The organism is Deinococcus aestuarii, from assembly GCF_018863415.1.
GTDB classification, from domain to species: Bacteria; Deinococcota; Deinococci; order Deinococcales; family Deinococcaceae; genus Deinococcus; species Deinococcus aestuarii.
The window spans coordinates 32,742-55,746 of sequence record NZ_JAHKSN010000022.1 but is presented as its reverse complement, the minus strand read 5'-3'; the positions used below and the strand labels follow the sequence as shown (position 1 = coordinate 55,746).

Below are 23,005 nucleotides of genomic sequence, written 5' to 3'. Positions count from 1 at the left end.
ACATAGAACCCAGAGGTATGGGCGGCGCGCGATACTGCCCCATGACCTCCCCCTCCCAGGATGCCCGGCGTTTTCCCATCGGCCCGATTCAGGACCTTCCGGGGCGGGACCGGGCGGCGTTGGAGGCGACGGCGGCGCGGATGGAGGCGGCGGCAAGGGAGTGGCGCGAACGGGTGTCGGGGCTTGACGACGAGGCCCTGTCGCTCACGTACCGGCCCGGCGGATGGACGGTCCGGCAACTGGCGCACCACACGGCGGACGGGCACCTGCACGGCCTGAACCGCCTGCGCTCCGGCCTGACGACCGAGGACTACGTGATCCAGCCCTTCGACCAGGAGGCGTGGCTGGCCCTCCCCGACGCGGGGTTGCCCGTGGAGGCGGCGCTGGCGATGCTGGACGCGCTGAATCTGCGCTGGGCGGCCCTGCTGCGCGGGGTGGACCCGGCCCGGTTCTTCCGCCACGTCACCCACCCGCACGAGGGGCGGCAGGACCTGTGGCGGCTCGTCGCCAAGCACGACTGGCACCTGCGCCACCACCTCGGGCACGCGCGGCTGGCGTTGAGGGAAGCGGGCCTTGCCTGAACCCGGTGGCCCCCGTCACCCCGACCCCTCCCCGCCCTCCGGCACGGGCGCGTAGAGCGGGCCGGGGAGGTGGGTGGGGGGCGCGCCGACCCGGCCCGAGGAGGGCGTGCAGTTCCGCCTGGAAGGCCTTGGCCTCGCCCGGGGTGAGGGCCAGCGGCAGGCCAGTTCAGGGCGACGGCTTGGGCGTCGGGGCCGGGCAGCACGGCGCCCGCGTCCCCCGAGGCGCTGGTCGGCCCGGTTGTCGAGGAGGCGCATTTCCGGGGCTGGCGGCTCCCCCGCCTCTCGCCGCCGGGCCGGGCCGCCCCGGTCAACGCCCTCCTGTTCGCCCTGTGCCACCTGTGGCAGCCGCAGCACGTCCTGCGGGTGGCGCGGAGCTCGCCCCCTCGCCCGGCTTCGCACGCGGAGGCTGCGGGTCGCCTCGCTCGCCCGCTAGTCGGCCCCCGCCTCCAGGTGCGCGTGGTCGTTGTACGTCAGCAGGAGCCAGCGCCCCTCGGTCCTCATCAGGCGGGTCAGGCCGGTGTGGGCGTGCCGATACGGGAAGGGGAGGACGTACCCCGGCTGCGGCGCGGCGGGCCAGCCGAAGAGGTCGCACAGCAGGGCGCGCAGGGCGGCCCCGTGGGTGAAGGCGATCACGTCTCCGGCGGGAAGCTCTGCGGCCCAGTCCCGCATCCGGGCCGCGACTCCCCGCAGGCTCTCGCCGCCGGGGGCGGGCCGGGTCCAGGGGTCGCGCTGCCACTGGGCATATTCGGGGTCGTGGAGCACGTCTTCGGTGGTGGCGCCCTCGTAGCGGCCGAAGTGCAGCTCGCGCAGCCGGGCGTCGGGGATGACCCGGTGATCGGGCAGGGCCAGGGCGGCGGTGTCCAGGGCACGCTGGAGGTCGCTCGCGTACACCGCATCAGGACTCGTGCGGGACCAACGCCGGGCGAGGTGCCCCGCCTGGATGCGGCCCGTCTCCCCCAGCGGCGTGTCGGTCCAGCCCTGCCAGCGGCCCGCGCCGTTCCAGTCGGTCGCCCCGTGGCGGACGAGGGTGAGGTGCAGCGTTGCCCCCCGCGCCATCAGGGGCGGGCCTCGGGGTCGGGCTCCTCGCGGGCGGCGTCACCGTTCTCGGCGAGGGGCCGGACGGACCGGGGTTTGCCGTCCTCACCCACGGCCACGAAGACGAAGAAGCCGGTGGTGGCGAGTTGCTGCTCGCCGGAAGCCATGTGCTCGCGGTACACGTCCACCCGCACCCGCATGGAGCTGCGGCCCACCCGCACCACCCGCGCGTCGAGGGCCACCGCGTCGCCGACCCGGATGGGGACGTGGAAGTCCACCCCGTCCATCCGCGCCGTCACCACCGCGCCGCCCGCGTGCCGCACCGCCGCCACCGAGGCCGCCTTGTCCATCAGCGACAGCACGAAGCCCCCGAAGGCCGTGCCGAGGTAGTTGGTGTCTTTCGGAAACACCAGTTCGAGCATCCGGGCGCGGCTGCGGGGGGCGGGGGTCGTCTCCCCGGGCGGGAGGCTGGGGACGGCCATGTCCTGATCGTTCATCGCGCCCGAGTGTAGCGGGCCGCCGCGGCCGTGCCCGCCCCGCGGCGCCTCGCCGGTCAGATGACCCGGGGCGGGCGCCTTAAGAAGACCACAGGAAACGCTCGCCTCCGGCTCAGGCACGGGGCGGTGGGCGGCGTACAGTAAATTCCTGGCCGGGCAATCCAGACCCTGGGCCCGAGCAGGGATGAACGCGGCTCAGGACCCAACCTGAGGGTTTCAGGGGTTCGGGCGCCGGGCCGCAGGGCTCGCGCGGAGGAGGGCAGGAGAGGCATGATCGATCTTCCGCAGGAACTCATTCGGTTGGGCGCGCAGGCGAGCACGAAAGACGACGCCATCGCGCAGGTCGCCGCGCTGCTCACGGCGGCGGGCAACGTGGACCCCGGGTACGTCGAGGGAATGCGCGCCCGCGAGGGCCAGGCGAACACCTACCTGGGCAGCGGCATCGCCATCCCGCACGGCACGCCCGAGACCCGGCACCTGATCCGCAAGACGGGCATCGCGGTGCTGCAACTCCCGGGCGGGGTGCCCTGGGGCGCGGGCGGCGAGACGGTGCGGCTGGTCGTCGGCATCGCCGCCGCGAGCGACGAGCACCTCAACATCCTGCGCCGCCTGACCCGGGTGCTCTCCGACGACGCGCTGGTGGAACAACTCTCCACGACCACCGATCCCGGCGACGTGCAGGAGGCGCTCACCGGAGAACGGTCCACCCCGGCGCAGGGCCAGACGGTCACGGTCACCGCCGCGCCCGCCGCCTCGCCGACTCCCCCCCCCGACCTCCCCCACTCCGCGCAGATCACACTGCCCAACCCGCTCGGGATGCACGCCCGGCCCGCGACCATGCTCGCCAACCTCGTGCGCTCACGGAGTGGGCGGGTCAGGCTGAGCCGCGAGGGCGGCGAGAGCGCCGACGCGACCCGCCTGATGGAGGTGCTGAGCCTGGGCCTCACGCGCGGCACGCCCGTGACCGTCAGCGCGGACAGCGAGGCGACCCTGAATGCCGTGACCGACGCGATCCGTGCGGGACTGGGCGACGACCTGAGCGCCGCGCCCGCGAGTGCGGCCCCCGCCCGCCGCGAGCCCGACTGGGTGCCGGGCGGGGCCGGGGCGACCGTGGAGGGCGTGGCCGCCGCCGACGGCCTGGTGGTCGGCGTGACCCGCCAGCACGCCCCGAAACCGCTCGACGTGCGCGACGAGCCCGGCGACCCGGTGGCGGAGAGTGACCGCCTCGACACGGCCCTCGCCGCCGCCCGCGCCGAACTCGACACGGTAATCGCTGACGTGGGCGCGCGGTTCGGGGCGGACAAGGCCGCCATCTTCCAGGCCCATCAGGAACTCCTGGGCGACGAGAGCGTGGTGCAGGACACCGTGGCCCGTATTCTCGACGGGCACGGGGTCGCGTGGGCGTACCGGGAGGTGACGGAGGGGCGCATCGCCCAGCTTCAGAAGCTCGACGACCCCACCCTGGCCGCCCGCGCGGTGGACCTCAGCGACGTGCAGCGGCGGGTGCTGCGTCACCTCCTCGGCATCCGCGAGACGGACGTGGCGGCGAGCGGGCCGGTGATCCTTCTCGCGCCTGACCTCACGCCGAGCGACACGGCGCGGCTGGGGCCGGACACGTTGCTGGGCTTCGTGACCGCGCAGGGCGGGCCGACGAGCCACACCGCGATCATCGCGCGGGGGCTGGGGCTGCCCGCCGTGGTCGCCGCCGGGAACGGGGTGCTGGAGGTGCCCGACGGCACGCCCGCGATCCTCGACGGCGGGGCGGGGCGGCTGTACCTCAACCCTTCCGAGGCCGACGTGCAGTCTGCCCGCGAGCGGCAGGGCGTCCTCGCCCGCGAGCGCGAACTCGCCCGCGCCGCCCGTCACCAGCCGGGAGCGACGCGCGACGGGGTGCGGGTGGAGGTCGCCGCGAACATCAACCGCGCCGCGGACGCCGCCGCCGCCCTCGACGCCGGGGCGGAGGGGGTGGGGCTGATGCGCACCGAGTTCCTGTTCCTGGAGCGCGACTCGGCGCCTGGCGAGGACGAGCAGGAGCGCGAGTACCGGGCGATGGCGCAGGCCCTCGGGGACCGGACGCTGATCATCCGCACCCTCGACATCGGCGGGGACAAGGAGGTGCCGTACCTGGGGCTGGCGCACGAGGACAACTCGTTCCTGGGCATCCGCGGCATCCGGCTGTGCTTCGAGCGGCCCGACCTCTTCCTGCCGCAACTGCGGGCGGTCGCGCGGGTGGCGAAGGATCACCCCAACGTCCACCTGATGTTCCCGATGATTTCCACGCTGGAGGACTTCCGCCGCGCCCGCGCAATTTTCGACCAGGTGCGGGAGGAACTGGGCGCCCCCCGCGTGCCCCTCGGCGTGATGATCGAGGTTCCTTCCGCCGCATTGATCGCCGACGCGCTGGCGCAGGAGGTCGATTTCTTCAGCGTGGGCACGAACGACCTCACGCAGTACACGCTGGCGATGGACCGGCTGCACCCGCAGCTCGCCCGGCAGACGGACGCGATGCACCCCGCCGTGCTGCAACTTATCGGCCTGACCGTCCAGGCGGCGGGGCGCCACGGCAAGTGGGTCGGCGTGTGCGGCGGCGCGGCGGGCGACGAGGTGGGCGCGCTGATGCTGACCGGCCTGGGCGTCAAGGAACTCTCGGTGAGTACGCCCCAGATCGCCACCGTGAAGGCGGCCCTGCGTCAGCGGACCCTCGCCGAGTTGCAGTCCCTCGCCCGGGAGGCCCTGACGCAGCCCAACGCGGAGGCCGTGCGCGCCCTCGTGCGCCCCCCCGCGCCGGAGGGGGCGACGGCGTGACCGTCCCGGCCTTCCGCGTCGCCACGCTGACCCTCAACCCGGCGCTCGACCTCACCGTGCGGGCGGACGGCTGGCGGCGGGGTGAGGTGAACCTCGGCCAGTCGCTCCAGTTCGACGCGGGCGGCAAGGGCGTGAACGTGGCCTCCTTCCTCGCCGACTGGGGGCTGGGCGTGACGGCCACGGGCCTCCTCGGCGACGAGAACCCGGAGCAGTTCGAGGCGCTGTTCCGGGAGAAGGGGGTGCGGGACGAGTTTCTCCGCGTGCCCGGCCCCACCCGCGTCGGCGTGAAGCTGGTGGACGCGGCGGCGCAGGAGACGACCGACATCAACCTGCCGGGCCTGACCGCGACGCCGGAGCTGCTGGCGGATCTGGACGCCCGCCTGGACGCGCTCGCCGCCGATCACGACGCCTTCGTGCTGGCGGGGAGCGTGCCGCCGGGGGTGGGAAGGGACTTCTACGCGCGGCTGACGGCCCGGCTGCGCGCGGCGGGGAGGTACGTGGCGCTGGACACGAGCGGCGCGGCCCTCCAGATGGCGCTGGCGGCGGACCCGTTGCCCAACCTGCTCAAGCCCAATATCCACGAGTTGGAGGCGGCGCTGGGCCGTTCCCTCGGCGGGGAGGACGACGTGCTGGACGCGGCGCGCGAATTGCTGGGGCGCGGGGCCGCACTCGTGGCCGTGTCGCAGGGGGAGGAGGGGGCCCTGCTCGTCACGGCGGGGGAGGTCGTCCGGGCGCGCCCGCCCCGCGTGGAGGTCGTGAGCACCGTGGGCGCGGGGGACGCGATGGTCTCCGGCCTGATCGCCGCCCGCGCCGAGGGGCTGGGGCTGGCGGACGCGGCCCGGCGGGCGACCTCGTTCAGCCTGGGGGCGATCACGCGGCTGGGGGCGCACCTGCCCCCGCGCGCGGAATTGGACGCCTTTGCCGCGCAGGTCACGGTCGAAACGGTGGGGCAGAGAGAGGCTATGGGGCGGGAACCCTGAACAAGAGCTGGCGCTGGGAAGAGAAGAGGGGAGAAAGAGCGGCAGCGGCTCGGCCCCAGAAACACATAGATCGGGCCTCCTGAGAAGTTGACCGATGTTCTACACTTCCCGCGAGTCAAAACTCAGCCACACTCCCGTAACGGCAAACTGGTAATTCTCAGCCCCAGGAGGCGCACAGATGGCAAGACTCGTGGCAGTTACGGCGTGCCCGACCGGCATCGCCCATACCTTCATGGCCGCCGAGGCCCTGCGCCGGGCCGCACAGGCCGCCGGACACACCCTGCGGGCGGAGACCCAGGGCAGCGTGGGCGCGCAAGACGCCCTGACGCCCCAGGAGATCGCGGACGCCGACGCGGTGATCCTCGCCGCCGACGTGAACATCGACGAGTCGCGCTTCGCCGGGAAACGTATCGTCCGCGCGAGCACCGGGGACGCGATCCGGAACGCGGCGGGCCTGATCTCGCAGGCGGTAGACGCGGGCGCGGCCACGGCGACCCAGCCCGCCCGCGCCGCGCCGACGGCGGCGCCCTCTTCTCCCGCCCCCACCGACACAGGGCGTCCCCTCAGCATCGTGGGCATCACCGCCTGCCCCACCGGCATCGCGCACACCTTCATGGCCGCCGAGGGGCTGGAGAACGGGGCGAAGGCGCTGGGCTACACCGCCAAGGTGGAGACGCAGGGCAGCGTCGGCGCGGGCAATCAGCTCACCGCGCAGGACATCGCGGGGGCCGACCTCGTGATCATCGCCGCCGACACGAACGTGGACCTCGCGCGTTTCCAGGGTAAGCGCGTCTTCCAGACCGGCACCAAGCCCGCCATCCAGAACGGGCAGGCCCTGGTGCAGCGCGCCCTGGCCGAGGCGCCCGTGTACGGCACGGCGGCGGGCCTGGCGGTCGCGGGCGCCCAGGGCGGCACCGACTTCGTGTCGCAGGCGAGTGCCGCCAAGGCCGCCAAGAATGCGGGCGTGCCGAGCGCCTACAAGCACCTGATGACCGGCGTGTCGCACATGCTGCCCTTCGTGGTGGCGGGCGGGCTGCTGATCGCGCTGGCCTTCGCCTTCGGGGGCATCAACCCGGCGCCGGGCACCTTCGGGGCGGCGCTGAGCCAGATCGGGGGCGGCACGGGGGCGTTCGGCCTGTTCATCCCCGTGCTCGCCGGGTACATCGCCTACTCCATCGCCGACCGTCCGGGGCTCGCGCCGGGGATGATCGGCGGGTTGCTCGCGCTGGGGGGTGGCAGCGGCTTCCTGGGGGGCATCATCGCCGGATTCCTGGCCGGGTACGTGACCCGCACGCTCAACCGCGGGATCAGGCTGCCCCGCACGCTGGAGGGCCTCAAGCCCACGCTGCTGCTGCCGCTGCTGGGCACGGCGATCACGGGCCTGCTGATGATCTACGTGGTGGGGCGCCCGGTCGCCGCCGCGCTGACCGCCGCGACGAACTGGCTGCGCGGCCTGGGGGACACCTCGGCGGGCGTGCTGGGGGCCGTGATCGGGGCGATGATGGCCTTCGACATGGGCGGGCCGATCAACAAGGCCGCCTACACCTTCTCGACCGGCCTGCTGGGCTCGGAGGTCTACGGCCCCATCGCCGCCGCGATGGCCGCCGGGATGACGCCCCCGCTGGCGCTGTTCCTCGCCACCCTCGTCTTCAAGAACCGCTTCACCGCCGACGAGCGCGAGGCCGGGAAGGCCGCCGGGGTGCTGGGCCTCTCCTTTATCACCGAGGGCGCGATTCCCTTCGCCGCCCGCGATCCGCTGCGCGTGATCCCCTCGCTGATGGTGGGCTCGGCGGTCGCCGGGGCGATCAGCATGGCGGCGGGGGTACAGCTCCGCGCCCCACACGGCGGCATCTTCGTGCTGTTCATCCCCAACGCCGTGACCAACCTGCTCATGTACATCGTCGCCATCGTGACGGGCACGGTCATCAGCACCGCGCTGCTGGGCCTCCTGAAAAAGCCCATCGCGGAGGCGGCCCTGCCCGGCGTGACGAACACGCAGACGGTGGCGGGGGCAGCGGACGACTGAGAGGGCGTCCCGCAACGAAAGGGGGCGGCTCCGCGGAGGGGTCGCCCCTTCGCCTGGGAAGCTCAGGCGGGCAAGACGGCCTCCGCGGGCTGCCCCACCGCCAGCACCTCCGCCGCCGCTCGCTCGCCGCTCTCGACCGCGCCGTCCATGTAGTTCATCCACACCCGGGCCGTCTCCGCCCCCGCCCAGTGCAGGCGGCCCACGGGATCACGCAGCGCCTCGCCGTACCCGGTCCACACGCCGGGACCGAAGAGGGCGCCGTAACAGCCGCCGCTGTGAGGCTCGGCGGACCAGTCGCGCTCGACGGTTTCGAGGGGGTGCAGGGCCTCCGGGCCGAACAGGCGGGCGAGGCGGGCGAGGGCCGCGTTCCGGCGCGCCGTCTCGCTCGCCCCCATCAGCGCCCGTGCCTCCCCACCCTCGATGAAGCCGAGCAGCACGCCGGGGAGGCCCTGCGGCGGGCTGTTGTCGAAGGTGACGGTCACGGGCCCCTCGTCGCTGATCGCCATGCCGCTGAGGCCCGCGTCCCGCCAGAAGGGGCGCTCGTAGACGGCCATGAACTTGACGACCGCTCCCATCGGCAGCCGCTGCTGGAGCTGCGCGCGGCGGGGCGGGAGCGGCGGGTCGAACCCCACGCCGGAGAGCAGGGCCGGGGGCACGGCGAGGACGGCGAGGACGGCGCGGTGCGGGCCATTCGGGGTATGGAGGGTGACGCCCTCCCCGTCCTGCTCCACCTTCATCACCGGGCTGCTCAACCGAACGTCGTCCAGATCATCCGCCAGCCGCTGCGCGATGGCCTGCGCGCCGCCCAGCACCCGGTCTTGCAGGGCGTGGCCGCGGATGAGGGTGTGGCCGTTGATCCCGCCGCCGTGCGCGGTGTAGGTCAGGGCGTGGAGCAGGCTGATCTCCCGGGCGTCGGCGCTGAAGACCGCCCCGGCATACAGCCGCATCAGGGCGCGGGTCTGGGGCGTGCGGGCATGGCGGGTGATCCAGGTGTCGAAGGTCTCGGAATCCAGGGCCTCAGCCTTCGGCGCCGTCCAGGGCGCCTCCTTCGGAATGCGGCGGGCGAGGGCCTCGAACCGGCCCGAGAGCAGGGCGTAGTCGGCGAGCACGTGCGGCGGCAGCGGCGGGATCAGCCCCCGGTAACGCAGCGTCTTGCCCAGCAGGTGCGCGAGGTTCTGCCCCTCGTCGTGGGTGGGGTACACCTCCAGCCCCAGCTCGCGGATCAGGGCCATGACGTGCGGCTGGTTGGGGCCGACCCACTGCCCGCCCACGTCCACGCTCACGCCCGTGAGGGGGAGGCGGATGGTGTGGGTGCGCCCACCCACCCGGTCCCGCGCCTCCAGCACCCGGACCCGCCATCCCGCTTGCGTCAACCTGCGCGCGGCGGTGAGCCCGGCGAGGCCCGCGCCGACGACGATCACGTCCGTTCTCTGAGTTGTCGTCATGCACGAGGGTACCGCGTGGGGGCGCCAACCCGTCCTAAATCTGCCCGGAGGACGCCGTGAGGCGCGGCAGGAAGGCCCGGGCCAGGCGTGTTATCTGGTCATCCGGGCCGCCCGCCTCCACCCGCCGCCCCACCTCCTCGGAGGCCACGAGGTCCATCCCCGCACCCTCCCCCAGGGTGAACACCGAGAGATCGCCGCCAAAAGGCCACCTGTAGATATGGAGGTGAAGGCGAGGTCGCGCGGCTCACCTATAATCACCCCCTCGTTGTATACAGCGTCCTCAGACAGATGAATTCCGAGTTCCTCGCGTGCCTCTCGCAAAAGCGCCTGCATGGGCGTCTCACCCGCCTCGATCCCACCTCCGAAGAACCCCCACGGAGGGGGACGGTGCCCCCGACGGTCCTGCACGAGGATTCGGCCCGAGGGCAGATGACAAGGGGCGGCGTTATGGATGGCCCGGCGCATCCCACGACTCTACCCGGAGGGTTCTTACCGTCGCGCTGTTCGGGTGGAAGAGAACGGGCCACCCGTCCTCCCCAGGTGACCCGTCCCCGCCTCCGCCCCGCTCAGCCCTCCGTGAACGCTCCCAGCGACCGGAAACGCTCGGCCCGCTGCGCCTTCAACTCCGCCTCGCTGAGGCCGCCCAGCTCGGCGAGGTGACGGCCCACGGCCTCGCCCAGCGCCCGCGCGGCGGCGTCCGGGTCGAGGTGGGCGCCGCCGGGGGGCTCGGGGACGATCTCCTCGACGATGCCCAGTTCCAGCAGGTCGGGGGCGGTGAGCTTGAGCGCCTCCGCGGCCTTGGGGGCCTGGGCCGCGTCGCGCCAGAGGATCGCCGCGCACGACTCGGGGCTGATCACGCTGTACCAGGCGTTCTCCTGAATCAGGACCCGGTTGCCCACCCCCACCGCGAGCGCGCCGCCGCTGCCCCCCTCGCCGATCACGGCGCAGACGGCGGGCACCGAGAGGCGCACCATACGTTGGATGCTCTCGGCGATGGCCCAGGCCTGCCCGCGCTCCTCGGCCTCGATGCCGGGGTAGGCGCCGGGCGTGTCGATCAGGGAGACGACGGGCAGCCCGAAGCGGTCGGCGAGGTCCATCAGCCGCATCGCCTTGCGGTAGCCCTCCGGGTTGCTCATGCCGAAGCGGCGCTTGATCTTGCCCTTGGTGTCGCGCCCCTTTTGCTGCATCAGCAGCATGACGGGCGTGCCCTGCCAGCGCGCGGGGCCGCCGATCAGGGCGAGGTCGTCCCCGAAGGCGCGGTCGCCGTGCAGCTCGGTGAAGTCGCTGCACAGCCGCTCGGCGTAGTCGAGGGCGGTCGGGCGGCCCGGGGCGCGGGCGAGCCCCACCCGCTCCCAGCGGGTGACCGGCTCCCGGTGGGCGGCCCGCAGGCGCTCGACCTCGGCGCGCAGGGGCGTGATCGCCGCGTCGAGGTTCTGCCCGGTGCGGCGGGCGGTGTCCTCCAGGTCATGGACGCGGGCCTCAAGCTCGCGCACGGCGTCGGGGGAGGCGGGGCTCACGCGCCCACCTCGCGGCGCAGCAGCACGCCGAGCAGCCGGGCGAGGTACGCGCGGTGTTCGCGGCGGTCCACCACGTCGTCGATCATGCCGTGCTCCATCAGGAACTCGGCGCGCTGGAAGCCCTCGGGGAGGTTCTGGCGGATCGTCTGCTGGATCACGCGCGGCCCCGCGAAGCCGATGAGGGCCCCCGGCTCGGCCAGGATCACGTCGGCCACGGTGGCGAAGCTCGCCGTCACGCCGCCCGTCGTCGGGTCGGTGAGCAGGCTGACGTACGGCAGGCCGCGCGCCGAGAGGCCTTCGAGCGCCACGGTCGTCTTCGCCATCTGCATCAGCGACAGGGCACTCTCCTGCATCCGGGCCCCGCCGCTCGCCGCGACGAGGACGAACGGCGTGCCGTGCGAGGCGGCGTGTTCGGCGGCGCGCGAGATCTCCTCGCCCACCACGCTGCCCATGCTGCCCCCGCTGAAGGCGAAGTCCATCACGGCGAGGGTGACGGGGACGCCCTCCACCGTGCCCGTGCCCGTCAGGATCGCGTCGGGGCGGCCCGTCTTCGCCTGGGCGCGGGCGAGGCGCAGCGCGTAGGGCTCGGTGTCCTCGAACTGGAGGGGATCGGTCGGACGCACGCGGCCCGAGAGCTGATGGAACGTGCCGGGGTCGAGCAAGACCTCCACCCGCTTGCCCGCGTCGATTCGCAGGTGATGCCCGCACCGGGGGCAGACGAAGCGGCCCGCCTCCAGGTCACGGTTGTACACGCCCTCCTTGCAAGCAGGGCACTGGGTCCACAGGTCCGGCACGTCGCTGCCCGCCTGCGGCTGCGGGCGGCGTCTGCGGAAAAAACGGTCGAGCGCCATTCTCAACTCCTTCGGGTCGCACTGCTCCTGCGGGCCATTCTAGAGGGACCGCCTCCTTCGCAATGAACCGGGTGTAAGGGCGCCGACACTCGCCGACGAGGGCGGGGCCAAGACCTTGGGCCGCCGGGCCTCAGCGCAGCCTGCGTTTGAGGTAGTCGTCGATCTGCGCGAGCTGCACGTTCAGGTTGCGTTCCAGGGCGTCGAGGCGCGCGTTCGTCGCCGCGAGCTGCTGCCCCACCGTCTCGCCCTGGTCCGCCGCACCCCCCGATCCCAGGGCCTGAAAGCGCTGGTCGAGGTAGCCCTGGAGCTGGGCGAAGCGGCTCCCCTCCTGATGATCGAGGCTGTTGCGCAGGGCCTCCATGTCGCGGAGCAGCCGCGCGCTGTCCGCCTGCGCCCGCAGCCGCGAGACGCCCGCCCAGAAGTAGAAGATCAGGGCCAGCACCAGCCCGGTCAGCAGCAGGATCAGCCCCAGCGGCACCTCGCGGTAGGTCACGAAGCCCAGGCTGAGGGTGTGGGGAAAGAGCAGCGCGTTGCGGTTGAGAATCGCGAAGATCACCGCCAGCACGACGATCACGACGAGCACGATGGTCCGCATGATGCGAGGGTAACACCCCCCCGGGACAGCAGACGCGGGCAGGAATTCGGGGAACGTTTACGGAGCAGCCTGACGGCGGCAGGGGACGCCCGGCTCAGTTCACCCGGTCGAGGATCAGCGGCTGGGCCTCGGGCGCCGTTTCCGACACGCTCAGGCCCGCCGTCAGCAGAGCCCGCGCCGTCTCCAGCCCCCGCCCCCCTCTGTGGTAGAGCCGCAGCACGGCTTCCCCTGCCCCCACCGCCTCGCCGGGCTTTTTCAGCAGCTCCACCCCGACCCCGTGGTCGATGGCCTCGCCCTTGCGCTCGCGCCCGCCGCCGAGGGCGAGGACCGCCCGGCCCACCGCGAGGGCGTCGATCCCCGCCACGAAGCCGGAGGAGGGCGCCGTCACCTCGGCCCGTCCGGGGGCCACGTCGAGCCGGTCCGGGTCGTCCACCAGCGCCGCGTCCCCGCCCTGGGCGGCGATGAAGGCGCGGAACTTCTCCAGGGCCGAGCCGTCTTGCAGGGTTGCTCTGGCGCGGGCCTCCGCCTGCCCCTCGTCCTCCCCGTAGGCGGCCAGCGCCTCCACCGCGAGGGCGACGCACAGTTCGGTCAGGTCCCCCGGTCCCTCGCCGCGCAGGGTGGCGAGGGCTTCCTGCACCTCCAGGCTGTTCCCGGCCATGCGGCCCAGGGGCGCGTCCATGTCGGTGAGCACCGCCCGCACCTGCCGTCCGGCCCGCGTGCCGATGTCCACCATCGCCTGCGCCAGGGCCCGCCCGTCGTCCAGCGTCCGCATGAAGGCCCCGGCGCCCACCTTCACGTCAAGGACGACCGTGTGCGCCCCCGAGGCGAGTTTCTTGCTCATGATGGAACTGGCGATCAGCGGCAGGCAGTCCACGGTGGCCGTCACGTCGCGCAGGGCGTAGAGCTTGCCGTCGGCGGGCGCGAGGTCCCTGGACTGCCCGACGAGGGCGAGGCCGATCTCGCGGGCCTGCTCGATGAAGCGGTCCTCGGGGAGTTCGGGCGTCCAGCCGGGGAAGCTTTCGAGCTTGTCGATGGTGCCGCCCGTGTGCGCGAGTCCCCGCCCGCTCATCTTGGCGACGGTCAGGCCGAGCGCGGCGAGCATCGGCGTCAGGATCAGGCTGGTCTTGTCGCCCACGCCGCCCGTCGAGTGCTTGTCCACGGTGCGGGGCAGCCCGGCAAGGTCCAGCTCGTCGCCCGAGGCGGCCATCACCAGCGTCAGGTCGGCGGTCTCCTGCGGGGTCATGCCGCGCAGGTACACGGCCATCAGCCACGCGCTAACCTGATAGTCGGGCACCTCGCCGCGCGTGTAGCCCAGCACGAGGTGTTCGAGTTCGGCGCGGGTGTGCGCCTCACCGTCGCGCTTCTTGCGGATCAGGTCGGGGACGTTGAAGGAGGAGGTCATGGGGCAGTCTAGGCCGTGCCGCCCCTATTGTTCCTGTGACTCCCGGGCCCCGTCCGCCCGCTGCCCCTCCCCGTGCCGGTCGTCGCCGCGCTGCTCGGGGGTGGTCGCGCCCCCACTCTTCCAGCCGATCTTCACGTGGGCGCCGTTACAAAAGGGCTTGTTCTCGCTCGCGCCGCAGCGACACAGGGCGGCCCGGACCTCGCGCACCTCGCCTGCCGGAGTCTGGATCACGAGGGCGCCGCGAATGGCGAGGGGGCCGTCGCGCACGGGTGTGATCGTCGTGGGTCGGTCGGGAGCCTCGGGCGGGCCATTCTCAAGCGCGTAGTGCAGTGCCCCCGTCGGGCAGGTGCGGACGACCGCGGCCACCCGCTCCGCGTCGCCCTCGTTCCAGAGCTGAATCCAGGGGCGCTCACGGGGGCGGAACACCCCGGGCAGCCCCCGCACGCAGTTGGCGACGTGGACGCAGCGGGGCGCGTCGTAATAGACGGTCACCCCGTCTCCGGTGTAGGCCTTGCCGCGCAGGAGCTCCTCGCCGCTGGGGGTAGGCTGCGTCATGGTGCAGTCTACGCCCCAACACGCCAGGTCCTGACGGCTATCGCGTTTACGCTGGGCCCAGAGACCCCGATGACCCACCCTCCGGTCACCCCTCCGCCCGGCATCCTCACGCCCGCCGACTTCAGTACGTCCCCCCACCCCCAGAGGTCGCCATGAACGAACTGACTCTGCTGCTCGAATCCTTCCGCCGCAATGGGCGTGTCAATGGGATGCTGCTGAGCGCCCTGACGCCCGCCGAGTTCGACCTGAGCGACGGCCGGGGCGGCTGGACGGTCGAGCGGCACCTGCGGCACATGGCGGCCTTTCGCGTCGGCTGGCTGTGGAACCTGTCCCGTGAACACGCGGACCCGCTGCTCGACCACACGCAGAAGGATGCCGACGGTGACCCGCTGTGGCGCTGGCAGAACAGTCCCCCGGCCGAGCTGGCGGCGGCCTTCGATGCGGGGGATGAGGCCGCCCTGGAGGCAGTGCGGGCACACCTGGCGTCGGGTGAGCCCTTCGCCGACCCCTGGAACGAGGGCGCGTATCGGTCGAACCCCGCCCACTTCCTCCAGCACACCATCGTCCACGACTCGCACCACCGGGGGCAGATCATGGCCCTGCTGCGCGTGGGCGGGCGCACCGCCGAGCAGATGGAGGCGCTCGACGAGCACTGGGCCATCTGGCGGGAATAGGAGGGCGAATGAATATCCCCGAGACCTACGCTTACCTCGTTCGTGCCCGCCGGGACCTGTGGGCCACGCTGGAGGGCTTGCCGGACGAGGTGCTGTCGCGCCCGCTGCTGGACGGTGAACGCTTCCACTGCATCAAGGATCTGGTGGCCCACACGGCGGGCGTGGAGGACGGCTGGATTCATTTCACCATCCTGCGAGACACGCCCGTGGAGGACGCTTTTCCTGCCCTGAGAGACGCCGGGCCGGGCCCCGTCTTCGCTAGGTTTCCTCTAGCAGAGCTGCTGGACTACTGGCGGGCGGTGGAGGGGAGCACCCTGGCCTACCTCGCCACGCTCGCGGAGGCCGATCTGGAGCGCATCGTGGAAGACGCACCCGAGGAGCACTTCAGGCTGGACGGCCTGCTGTGGCACGTCATGCTGCACGAGGTCCGGCACACCGCACAGATCGCCGCACTCCTGCGCACGCAGGGCATCAAACCGCCCTCGCTCGACTTGGTGTTCTACCTGCCGAATCTTTGGAAACCCTGACCACACCGGGACACAGCGAAAACCCCCGCATTTCGGCGGGGGCTTCATTCTCTGGGTCTTACTTACGCCGTCGTCTGCGGCATGGGCTGGGGGCTGCGGCCCACACGGCCCACCGCGTCGCGCACCACGTCACCCGTGATGAGTTCCTGCGAGAGCAGCGCGTCGGCGACCTCGTGCATCGCTCCCGAGTACTCGGTCACCAGCGAGCGGGCGCGGTCGTAGGCGCGGTGCAGGATGCGCTTGACATCCTCGTCCACGAGCTGCGAGGTGTGCTCGGAAAAGGCCTTGGGCTTCGCCATGTCCTCGCCGAGGAACACCGGGCCGGAGTCGGTCGTCAGGGCCATGTTCTTGAAGTTCTCGCCCATGCCCCACTCCAGCACCATCTTGCGGGCGATGTTCGTCGCCTTGCGGAAGTCGTCGGCGGCGCCGCTCGTGACCGAGCCCATGAACACTTCCTCGGCAGCGCGGCCCCCCAGCGCGACCACGAGCTGGTTTTCCAGCCGCTCCTTGCTCATCAGCACCTGCTCTTCCGGCAGGTAGAAGGCGGCGCCGAGCGCGCGGCCGCGCGGGATGATCGAGACCTTCTGGAGCTTGTCGCTGCCGGGGATCACGGCGGCGGTCACCGCATGCCCCGCCTCGTGGTAGGCGATGGCCTTTTTCTCCTCGGGGCTGATCGTGAGAGAAGAGTTCTCCAGCCCCAGCGTGATCTTGTCGAGCGCCCGGTAGAAGTCGCTCATGTCGATCTGCGTCTTGCCGAGGCGGGCGGCCTCCAGCGCGGCCTCGTTCGTCACGTTCTTGAGGTCGGCACCCGAGAAGTACGGCGTGCTCTTGGCGACCTCCGGCACGTCGACGCCGGGAGCCATCGGCTTGTTGCGCAGGTGCACCTTGAGGATCGCCTCGCGCTCCTTGAGGTTCGGGAGGTCGATGGTCACCTGACGGTCGAAGCGGCCGGGCCTCAAGAGCGCCGGGTCGAGCACGTCGGGGCGGTTCGTCGCGCCGAGCACGATCACGCTGCTCGTCTTGTCGAAGCCGTCCATCTCGGAGAGGATCTGGTTGAGCGTCTGCTCGCGCTCGTCGTGGCCGCCGCCGATCCCAGCGCCGCGCTTGCGCCCGATGGAGTCGATCTCGTCGATGAACATGATCGCCGGGGCACTCTTGCGGGCGTCCTCGAAGAGGGTGCGCACGCGGCTCGCGCCGACGCCCACGAACATCTCCATGAACTCGGAGGCCGAGACCGAGAAAAAGGGCACGTCCGCCTCACCCGCGATGGCCCGCGCGAGCAGCGTCTTACCGGTGCCGGGAGGGCCCACGAGCAGCACGCCCTTGGGGATCTCGGCGCCGATCTGGTGGTACTTGCCGGGATTCTTCAGGAAGTCCACGACCTCGATGAGTTCGCGCTTGGCCTCCTCGTGCCCGGCCACGTCGGTGAACTTGGTCTGGACGCGGTTTTCCTTGCCGTACTTCTTGGCGCGGGACTGGCCGAACTGCATCACGCCGTTCTGGCCGCCCTGGGCGCGCATGAAGAAGAAGTACAGCAGCCCGAACATCAGGATGATCGGCAGGAAGTTGATCAGCAGGCCGAACCACTGGCTGGGCGCATCGAAGCGGTAGTCCACACCGCGCGCCTCAAGCTGGTTGATCAGCCCGGCGTCGGGCGTGGCCTGGTTGCTGGGCAGCCGGACCGAGAAGCTTCCGACCTCGCGCGGGGTGGCCGAGCCCGCCACCGGCACGCTCGTCGGCTCGGTAAGCTGCACCTGAGCCACGTTGTCGCGCACGACGACCCGCTCGACCCGGCCCTGTTCGAGCAGGTCCTTGAACACGTTGTAATTGACGCTCGACCGTCCGCTCATCGGCGCCTGGGAAAACATCAAAAAGAGCGCCAGCACGAACAGGACGATCAGCCAGGGATTGAGTCGCCTCAAGAGGAGTCCTCCGGAAAAGGAAAAACGTTGGGGCGAGTCCCGCCCCGCTGAAGTTGAGTGTACCAGACTCAAGATGCGTGTGCGTAGCCGCCGTCACACCTAAGCTTTAGCGTCCCCAAACGCTGTCGGGGAGGCGTCGGCGGGTGCGCACCGAGCTGCACTGGAACGGCGAAGGGAGCGGGACGACGCGGCTCCTCCCCGTGGTCCGGGCCAACCCTCGCCCCCGTCGTTCTTCCGACTCGACCCGGCCTGCCGTCCGCCGCGGTCCGGGCAGCGCGAAGACGAGCGGGGGCAACAGAGGGAGAGGCAGGCAGCCCGCAGGTCAACCCGGCGCATCGTTCGGCCGCAGGGGAGACGCGCGCTCTTTCGACCTCTTCGCGCGGCGAGGGCAGACCCTCCGCCTCCCCCGCGCTATCCTGAGGGGTGATGATCGACGTGCCCACCACCTGGCAGCAGGCCTGCGCGGCGCTTGCGGGGGGCGACTACGAGACGGCCTTCGACGTGCTCGAAAGCGCCATGAGTGAGGCCCGCAAACCCGAGCGAGCCCGCATCGCCCTGTACCTCGCCAGCGTCCACGCCCTGTACGGCGACGCCGCCACCGCCGAGGTCGGCGCGGCGCTGCGGGAGGCGCGCACCCTCGACCCCGCCCTGCGCGGCGATGCCCTCTACCTCGCCCTGAGCGCCGAACTCGACGCCCGCTCGCGGGGCCCGGACGCCACCCTGCCCACGGCGCCCGTGCGCGAGGCCGCCGACCCCCTGACCCGCTTCCACGCCCTGAGTGCGCTGGCCCTGGCCGAGCGGCCCGCCGAGGCGCAGGGGGTTCACCTGCCGCTCTCCGAGCTGCCACCCCACCTGCGCTGGCGGCTCAGGAGCTGGCAGGCCGACTGCGAGGAACAGCTCGGGCACCTTCAGGAGGCCGCGCACCTGTACGCGGAGGCGGCGCACCACGCCCAGGGCCTCAACCGCGCGATCATGCTTCAGGAGGGCGCGGCGACCCTGCTGCAACTCGGGCAGGCGGCGGAGGCCAATGCGGCCCTCGAACAGGCCCGCCCCCTTTACACCGGCCGCGACCCCGAGGAGGGCCTGAACCTTGCCACCTGGCATTACCTGAGCGCCCAGGCCCTCCTCGCCCTCGGCAAACCCGAGGCGGCGCTGGAGGCGATCCGCGAGGCCGACCGCCTGGAGCGCGAGCACGGCGACCCCAGCTACGGGGTGGCCCTGGTGTGGGGGCAGGTGATGACCCACCTCGGGCAGCACGAGAAGGCGCTGGCCCACTTCGAGACCGCGCTGACGGCCGCCACCGAGGCCGACCGCCCCTACGCCCTGCACGAGCTCGGGGTCGCGCTGCTCGACCTCGACCGGCCCGTGGAGGCGCGCGAGCGGCTGGAGGCGGTGCTCGCCGACCCCGACTACCCCTACCAGCCGGAGGTGCTCGCCGACCTCGCCGAGTGCGACTACCGGCTGGGGAGACTCCAGGAGGCGCAGCAGACCGCCGAGCAGGCGCTGGCGCAGGGGGCGGTGGTGCCCGCGAGCCTGGTGCTGGGCAGCGTGGCGCTCGACTACTACCACCTCGACGACGCGCTGGAGCACTACGAGCGGGTGGTGCGCGAGGCGGCGCCCGACAGCCGCGACTGGATCACCGGGCACCAGATGGCCGCCGACGTGATGGCCCAGCAGGGCTTCAAGGACCCCGCCGCCGCCTACGCCCACGCCCAGCAGGCGCTGGAGCACACGCCCGAAAGCGACGACTGGCACGGCACCCTGCAAGACCACCTCAACAAAGCGGCCGCCCTGATGGGCCAAAACGGCGGGCGGATGCTGAACTAGGCCGCAACTCCGGCCCCGCCCCGCGCTTACCGGGAGCATGACCCCTTCTCCGGACGAGCGCCCCCCGAGCATCGAGGGCCGGGTCGGCGGTCCGACCTACGGGTACGACGTGAGGCTGGGGGGCGACGGGCGGAGGCTGACGGGTCGCCTGGGGGGACGCTCGCTCGACCGTGACCTCACGCTGCGGGTGGAAGGTGGTCGGGTGACCGGGCGGCTGGGCGGCAGGCGAGTTGGAAAGGACGTGAAGGTCACGCTGGGGTCACACACCCTGACCGGGCGCATCGGCGGCGGGACGCTGGGGATGGACCTGACCCTGACCGCCAGCGGCCCCGGCATTGCAGGACGTTGCGGTGGCTCCGTGGGTGGCTTCGACGTGGCGCTGACCGTGACGGAGAGCGGCGTGACCGGACGGCTGGGCGGCCGCCTCCTCGGCAAGGACGTGAGGCTCAGCGGCTCCGGTTCATCCCTGCTGATGGCCCTGGTCGCCGCCCTGACCTACGCGGCGCTGCTGGAAGACAGTTCCGTCGCCACCCCGGCCTCCTAGCAGCCAGCTCAGATGAGGAAGGGGAGGCCGGGTGTGAAGCCCGGCCTCCCCTTCCCCTGTGGCTGAACGGCTCAGACGAACTGTCCGCCGTGCCGCGCGGCCACCTCCGACACGACGTCAGCGGGAACCGAGTCGTCCACGGCGATGGCCCGGCCACCCGAGGACATGCCGCTGCTCAGGCGGTCGTGCTGCTCGCCACTGATGTCGTAGCTGCTCTGGTAGCCGCCGCGCGTCGTGTCCACCGCCTCTTCCGAGCCCGCCGCGCCGCCGATGGCGCCCACACCCGCTCCGACGCCCGAGCCGAGGGCGGCCATGCCCAGGATCACCGGGACCGCCGCGAGGCCGCCCGTCGCCACCGTGGCGATGGCGCCCGCGACCGTGCCGACCGCCGCGCCCACCCCCGTGCCCTTGATCGCGCCGTCCCCGGCCTCCTCGGCCACGCCGCCCTCCACGTAGGGAGGCGCGCTGCCGTCACTCACCGTGGTCGTGGTGGTCGTCGTGGACAGGCCGCCCGTGTTGGTCATGCCGCCACCCATCTCCTCACGGCGGTTGAGCGAGGTCTGCCCCATCTCGGGCTGGATGACGCCCCGGGACTGGAGTTCCTGCACGAAGGCGTCGGCCTGGGCCGCCGTCGGGAAAAGGAGATGTTTCATGAGCCGCAGTCTGAGGTTGGGCCGACGCTCCCAGATGAGAGAAGCACCAATCCGGGTTGCGGCTCGGAAGGGGTTGGCCCTGTGACCTGACCCCCCGCCCCTGCCCCCGACACTCGGCGCCGCGGAGACCCTCAGCCGTTCAGCCGGTCCGTCAGCACCTGCGCGACCACCTTCGGGTCGGCCTTCCCCCCCGTCGCGCGCATGACCTGACCGGTGAAAAAGCCCATCAGGCCGGTCTTGCCGCCCCGGTACGCCTCCACCTTGTCGGGGTTGGCGCTCAACACGTCCCGGATCGCGGCCTCGATGGCGCCCGTGTCGGTGACCACCCGCAGGCCCTCGCGCTCCACGAGGGCGGCGGGGGCCTCGTCCGACTCGGCGGCGCGGGCGAGCACGTCCCGGGCGATGCGGGTGCTGATCTGCCCCCCGGCGAGCAGCGCGGCGAGCGCGGGGAGGTCGGCGGCCTGGAGGCGGGCCTCCCCCGAGCGCAGGGCGGGGGCGAGGTCGTTGACGGTCCAGGCGGCCACCTGGGCGGCGTGTTCGCCCGCGTTCGCCCCCGCGTAGAAGGCCCCCAGCACGGGGTCCCGTGCCAGCGTCCGCGCGTCGGCCTCTGCGACGCCCCCGGCGGTCAGGCGGGCGACCTCGGCCTCCTGCTCGGGGGTGAGGGGCTGCGGGGCGTGGGGGGTGGGCTGGGGGACCTCGGCCTTCGGCGCCTGCTTCTCGACCTTCTGCCTGCTGCCTTCCGCCTTCTGCTCCCGGCCCCAGGTGTCCTTGAGCGTGATGATCCGCCCGAAGACGAGCGCGGCTTCCCGGCTGTCCACCGGATCGCGCCAGAAGTAGCCCTGCCGCTCGAACTGGTAGCGGGTGTCCGGCGGGTCCTCCGCCACGCTGGGCTCGACGTAGCCGCGCGTCACCCGCAGGCTGTGGGGGTTGAGGAAGCGCAGGAACCCGGCGTCCAGCGGCGCGGCCTCGTTCTCGTGGCTCATCCGCTCGGGGTCGAAGTCGGGGGCGATGTCGTCGGGATTTTCTCCCTCGGGATGGGGCACCCGGAAGAGGCGGTCGTACAGCCGGAACTCGGCGGGGAGGGCGTGCTCGGCGCTGACCCAGTGGATGACGCCCGCCGCCTTCGCCTCCTCGCCCAGCAGGGTCGCCCGGATGGTCGTGACCCCCCCGGCGTCGTCCGTCTCGAAGGAGTCCGCCCGGATGATCCCGGCCCCGCGCAGCCGCACCGTGCCGCCCACGGTCAGGCGCTTGTAGCCCTTTGGCGGCTCGGGGTTGAAGTCCTCGCGCTCGATGTAGACCTCGCGGGTGAGGGGCACGTCCCGCACGGCCCGCTCGGGGGGAACGCGTTCGCCGCCCGGCAGGGCGACGAGGCCGTCCGGGGAGTCGCGGATCACGTCGTGCGGCCAGTACGGGAGGGCGAGGGGGCGCGTCTCCCCCGGCGGGATGTTTCCCAGCACCACGCGCACGGGGTCGGTCACGGCCATGACGCGCGGCGCCCGGTGGTTGAGGTCGTCGCGTACGGCGTTCTCGTAGACGGCGATATCCACGGTGCGGTTGGTGCGGCTGACCCCGATCTGGGCCGCGAAGGCGCGGACCGCCTCCGGGGTCACGCCGAGCCGCCGCTGGGCGCGCAGGGTAGGCATCCGGGGATCGTCCCAGCCGGTGACGTGCCCCTCCTGCACCAGCCGCCGGAGCTTGCGCTTGCTGGTGATGGTGTACTCCAGGCTGCGGCGCCCGAACTCGTACTGGTGGGGGCGCGGCGAGAAACCCAGCGTCTCCATCAGCCAGTCGTAGATCGCGCGGTTGTCCACGAACTCCAGCGAGCACATCGAGTGGGTCACGCCCTCCAGCGCGTCCTGGAGGGGATGCTGGAAGTCGTACATCGGGTAGATGCACCACTCGTCCCCGGTGCGGTAGTGGTGCCCGCGCAGGATGCGGTAGAGCACCGGGTCGCGCAACTTCATGTTGGGGGAGGCGAGGTCGATCTTCGCGCGCAGGACGTGGGCGCCGTCGGGAAAGTCTCCCGCGCGCATCCGCCGGAAGAGCCCCAGGTTCTCCTCCACGGAGCGGTCGCGGTAGGGGCTCGGCGTGCCCGCCTCGGTCGCGCTGCCGCGCAACCTCGCCATCTCCTCGCCGCTCACGGAGTCCACGTACGCCTTGCCCAGCTCGATCAGGCGCTCGGCGAAGGCGTAATACCGCTCGAAGTTGTCGGAGGCGTAGTAGAGGTACGGGCCCCAGTCCCACCCCAGCCAGGCGAGGTCGTCCTGAATTCCCTGGGCGAACTCCATGCTCTCGCCCTCGGGGTTGGTGTCGTCCAGGCGCAGGTGGTAGCGGCCCCCGTACTGCACGGCGGTCTGGAAGTCGAGGAAGGACGCGAAGGTGTGCCCCAGGTGCAAGTAGCCGTTGGGCTCGGGCGGAAAGCGGGTGACGACCTGCGGGTACTTGCCCGATTCTAGGTCGCGCTCGATGATCTCGGTGATGAAATTGGGAGCGACACGGGGAGCGCTGCTCGCCGCCGTGTCCTCGCCGTTGGTCGCGTCGTCAGGCCCGGTCATTGGGGTCAGGATAC

General features: G+C 72.1%; 20 protein-coding genes and 2 pseudogenes. 9 read left to right on the top strand and 13 right to left on the bottom strand.

Going from position 1 to position 23,005, the window contains the following annotated elements:
• Positions 1–41 precede the first annotated feature (41 nt).
• Complete coding sequence (locus IC605_RS19810) at positions 42–581, top strand: DinB family protein (RefSeq protein ID WP_216328208.1); 540 nt, start codon at positions 42–44, stop codon at positions 579–581.
• A gap of 225 nt (positions 582–806) precedes the next feature.
• A pseudogene (locus tag IC605_RS25615) lies at positions 807–926 on the top strand (CPBP family glutamic-type intramembrane protease); the annotation flags it as partial.
• 84 nt (positions 927–1,010) lie between these two features.
• Here IC605_RS25615 and IC605_RS19800 read toward each other — a convergent pair.
• Together IC605_RS19800 and IC605_RS19795 are read right to left on the bottom strand one after the other, a co-directional pair.
• Positions 1,011–1,637 carry a histidine phosphatase family protein gene (locus IC605_RS19800; protein ID WP_216328205.1) on the bottom strand — a complete coding sequence of 209 codons (627 nt, stop codon included), beginning with the start codon at positions 1,635–1,637 and terminating at the stop codon, positions 1,011–1,013.
• Positions 1,637–2,113: an acyl-CoA thioesterase gene (locus IC605_RS19795; RefSeq protein WP_246581081.1), complete on the bottom strand. Its 477-nt coding sequence runs from the start codon at positions 2,111–2,113 to the stop codon at positions 1,637–1,639. Before IC605_RS19795 ends, IC605_RS19800 begins: the two co-directional genes overlap by 1 nt.
• A 270-nt stretch (positions 2,114–2,383) precedes the next feature.
• Here IC605_RS19795 and ptsP point away from each other — a divergent pair, with 270 nt between their 5' ends.
• The 3 genes from ptsP (at position 2,384) to IC605_RS19780 (ending at position 7,924) form a co-directional block, all read left to right on the top strand.
• Positions 2,384–4,918, top strand: coding sequence for a phosphoenolpyruvate--protein phosphotransferase (gene ptsP, locus IC605_RS19790; RefSeq protein WP_216328203.1), 2,535 nt, complete (start codon positions 2,384–2,386; stop codon positions 4,916–4,918).
• Positions 4,915–5,898 (top strand): 1-phosphofructokinase, encoded by a 984-nt coding sequence (gene pfkB, locus IC605_RS19785; RefSeq protein ID WP_216328201.1) that lies wholly within the window; start codon positions 4,915–4,917, stop codon positions 5,896–5,898. The genes ptsP and pfkB overlap by 4 nt, the downstream gene beginning before the upstream one ends.
• A gap of 178 nt (positions 5,899–6,076) precedes the next feature.
• Positions 6,077–7,924, top strand: a complete 1,848-nt coding sequence (locus tag IC605_RS19780; protein WP_216328200.1) for a PTS fructose-like transporter subunit IIB — start codon at positions 6,077–6,079, stop codon at positions 7,922–7,924.
• Between the two features lie 62 nt (positions 7,925–7,986).
• Here IC605_RS19780 and IC605_RS19775 read toward each other — a convergent pair whose 3' ends face one another.
• From IC605_RS19775 to IC605_RS19745, 8 genes and pseudogenes are all read right to left on the bottom strand, one after another.
• The gene (locus IC605_RS19775; RefSeq protein WP_216328198.1) at positions 7,987–9,369 is read right to left on the bottom strand and encodes a flavin monoamine oxidase family protein; all 1,383 of its coding nucleotides are present in this window, start codon (positions 9,367–9,369) and stop codon (positions 7,987–7,989) included.
• 34 nt (positions 9,370–9,403) lie between these two features.
• Positions 9,404–9,526: a hypothetical protein gene (locus tag IC605_RS25275; RefSeq protein ID WP_281416441.1), complete on the bottom strand. Its 123-nt coding sequence runs from the start codon at positions 9,524–9,526 to the stop codon at positions 9,404–9,406.
• A 140-nt stretch (positions 9,527–9,666) separates the two neighbouring features.
• Positions 9,667–9,834, bottom strand: a pseudogene (locus tag IC605_RS25610) (NUDIX hydrolase); the annotation flags it as partial.
• A 101-nt stretch (positions 9,835–9,935) separates the two neighbouring features.
• Positions 9,936–10,886 carry an acetyl-CoA carboxylase carboxyltransferase subunit alpha gene (locus IC605_RS19765; RefSeq protein WP_216328194.1) on the bottom strand — a complete coding sequence of 317 codons (951 nt, stop codon included), beginning with the start codon at positions 10,884–10,886 and terminating at the stop codon, positions 9,936–9,938.
• On the bottom strand, positions 10,883–11,737 hold the full coding sequence (gene accD / locus IC605_RS19760; protein WP_216328192.1) for an acetyl-CoA carboxylase, carboxyltransferase subunit beta: 855 nt from the start codon (positions 11,735–11,737) through the stop codon (positions 10,883–10,885). Before accD ends, IC605_RS19765 begins: the two co-directional genes overlap by 4 nt.
• Positions 11,738–11,867: 130 nt before the next feature.
• On the bottom strand, positions 11,868–12,332 hold the full coding sequence (locus IC605_RS19755) for a LapA family protein (protein ID WP_216328190.1): 465 nt from the start codon (positions 12,330–12,332) through the stop codon (positions 11,868–11,870).
• Positions 12,333–12,426: 94 nt separating this feature from the next.
• Positions 12,427–13,734, bottom strand: a complete 1,308-nt coding sequence (locus tag IC605_RS19750; protein ID WP_216328187.1) for a thymidine phosphorylase — start codon at positions 13,732–13,734, stop codon at positions 12,427–12,429.
• Between the two features lie 24 nt (positions 13,735–13,758).
• Complete coding sequence (locus IC605_RS19745) at positions 13,759–14,289, bottom strand: (4Fe-4S)-binding protein (RefSeq protein WP_216328185.1); 531 nt, start codon at positions 14,287–14,289, stop codon at positions 13,759–13,761.
• Between the two features lie 152 nt (positions 14,290–14,441).
• Between IC605_RS19745 and IC605_RS19740 the strand changes: the two genes are divergently transcribed.
• Positions 14,442–14,963: a DinB family protein gene (locus IC605_RS19740; RefSeq protein WP_216328184.1), complete on the top strand. Its 522-nt coding sequence runs from the start codon at positions 14,442–14,444 to the stop codon at positions 14,961–14,963.
• An 8-nt stretch (positions 14,964–14,971) separates the two neighbouring features.
• Entirely contained in the window at positions 14,972–15,490 is a 519-nt protein-coding gene (locus IC605_RS19735) for a DinB family protein (protein WP_216328181.1), read from the top strand.
• Positions 15,491–15,552: 62 nt separating this feature from the next.
• Here the strand turns inward: IC605_RS19735 and ftsH are convergent, their stop codons facing one another.
• On the bottom strand, positions 15,553–17,412 hold the full coding sequence (ftsH, locus tag IC605_RS19730) for an ATP-dependent zinc metalloprotease FtsH (protein ID WP_216328179.1): 1,860 nt from the start codon (positions 17,410–17,412) through the stop codon (positions 15,553–15,555).
• Between the two features lie 426 nt (positions 17,413–17,838).
• Between ftsH and IC605_RS19725 the strand changes: the two genes are divergently transcribed.
• Positions 17,839–19,239, top strand: coding sequence for a tetratricopeptide repeat protein (locus tag IC605_RS19725; protein WP_216328177.1), 1,401 nt, complete (start codon positions 17,839–17,841; stop codon positions 19,237–19,239).
• 37 nt (positions 19,240–19,276) lie between these two features.
• Entirely contained in the window at positions 19,277–19,783 is a 507-nt protein-coding gene (locus IC605_RS19720) for a hypothetical protein (protein WP_216328174.1), read from the top strand.
• A gap of 71 nt (positions 19,784–19,854) precedes the next feature.
• Here the strand turns inward: IC605_RS19720 and IC605_RS19715 are convergent, their stop codons facing one another.
• Positions 19,855–20,436 (bottom strand): hypothetical protein, encoded by a 582-nt coding sequence (locus IC605_RS19715; protein WP_216328172.1) that lies wholly within the window; start codon positions 20,434–20,436, stop codon positions 19,855–19,857.
• Between the two features lie 131 nt (positions 20,437–20,567).
• Positions 20,568–22,991 (bottom strand): glutamine--tRNA ligase/YqeY domain fusion protein, encoded by a 2,424-nt coding sequence (locus tag IC605_RS19710; RefSeq protein WP_216328171.1) that lies wholly within the window; start codon positions 22,989–22,991, stop codon positions 20,568–20,570.
• Positions 22,992–23,005 lie beyond the last annotated feature (14 nt).

Coding starts and splice junctions, on each gene's coding strand:
- IC605_RS19810 (WP_216328208.1), top strand. CDS start 42: ATGACCTCCCCCTCCCAGGATGCCCGGCGTTTTCCCATCGGCCCGATT.
- IC605_RS19800 (WP_216328205.1), bottom strand. CDS start 1,637: ATGGCGCGGGGGGCAACGCTGCACCTCACCCTCGTCCGCCACGGGGCG.
- IC605_RS19795 (WP_246581081.1), bottom strand. CDS start 2,113: ATGAACGATCAGGACATGGCCGTCCCCAGCCTCCCGCCCGGGGAGACG.
- ptsP (WP_216328203.1), top strand. CDS start 2,384: ATGATCGATCTTCCGCAGGAACTCATTCGGTTGGGCGCGCAGGCGAGC.
- IC605_RS19780 (WP_216328200.1), top strand. CDS start 6,077: ATGGCAAGACTCGTGGCAGTTACGGCGTGCCCGACCGGCATCGCCCAT.
- IC605_RS19775 (WP_216328198.1), bottom strand. CDS start 9,369: ATGACGACAACTCAGAGAACGGACGTGATCGTCGTCGGCGCGGGCCTC.
- IC605_RS25275 (WP_281416441.1), bottom strand. CDS start 9,526: ATGGACCTCGTGGCCTCCGAGGAGGTGGGGCGGCGGGTGGAGGCGGGC.
- accD (WP_216328192.1), bottom strand. CDS start 11,737: ATGGCGCTCGACCGTTTTTTCCGCAGACGCCGCCCGCAGCCGCAGGCG.
- IC605_RS19755 (WP_216328190.1), bottom strand. CDS start 12,332: ATGCGGACCATCGTGCTCGTCGTGATCGTCGTGCTGGCGGTGATCTTC.
- IC605_RS19750 (WP_216328187.1), bottom strand. CDS start 13,734: ATGACCTCCTCCTTCAACGTCCCCGACCTGATCCGCAAGAAGCGCGAC.
- IC605_RS19745 (WP_216328185.1), bottom strand. CDS start 14,289: ATGACGCAGCCTACCCCCAGCGGCGAGGAGCTCCTGCGCGGCAAGGCC.
- IC605_RS19740 (WP_216328184.1), top strand. CDS start 14,442: ATGAACGAACTGACTCTGCTGCTCGAATCCTTCCGCCGCAATGGGCGT.
- IC605_RS19735 (WP_216328181.1), top strand. CDS start 14,972: ATGAATATCCCCGAGACCTACGCTTACCTCGTTCGTGCCCGCCGGGAC.
- IC605_RS19725 (WP_216328177.1), top strand. CDS start 17,839: ATGATCGACGTGCCCACCACCTGGCAGCAGGCCTGCGCGGCGCTTGCG.
- IC605_RS19720 (WP_216328174.1), top strand. CDS start 19,277: ATGACCCCTTCTCCGGACGAGCGCCCCCCGAGCATCGAGGGCCGGGTC.
- IC605_RS19715 (WP_216328172.1), bottom strand. CDS start 20,436: ATGAAACATCTCCTTTTCCCGACGGCGGCCCAGGCCGACGCCTTCGTG.
- IC605_RS19710 (WP_216328171.1), bottom strand. CDS start 22,991: ATGACCGGGCCTGACGACGCGACCAACGGCGAGGACACGGCGGCGAGC.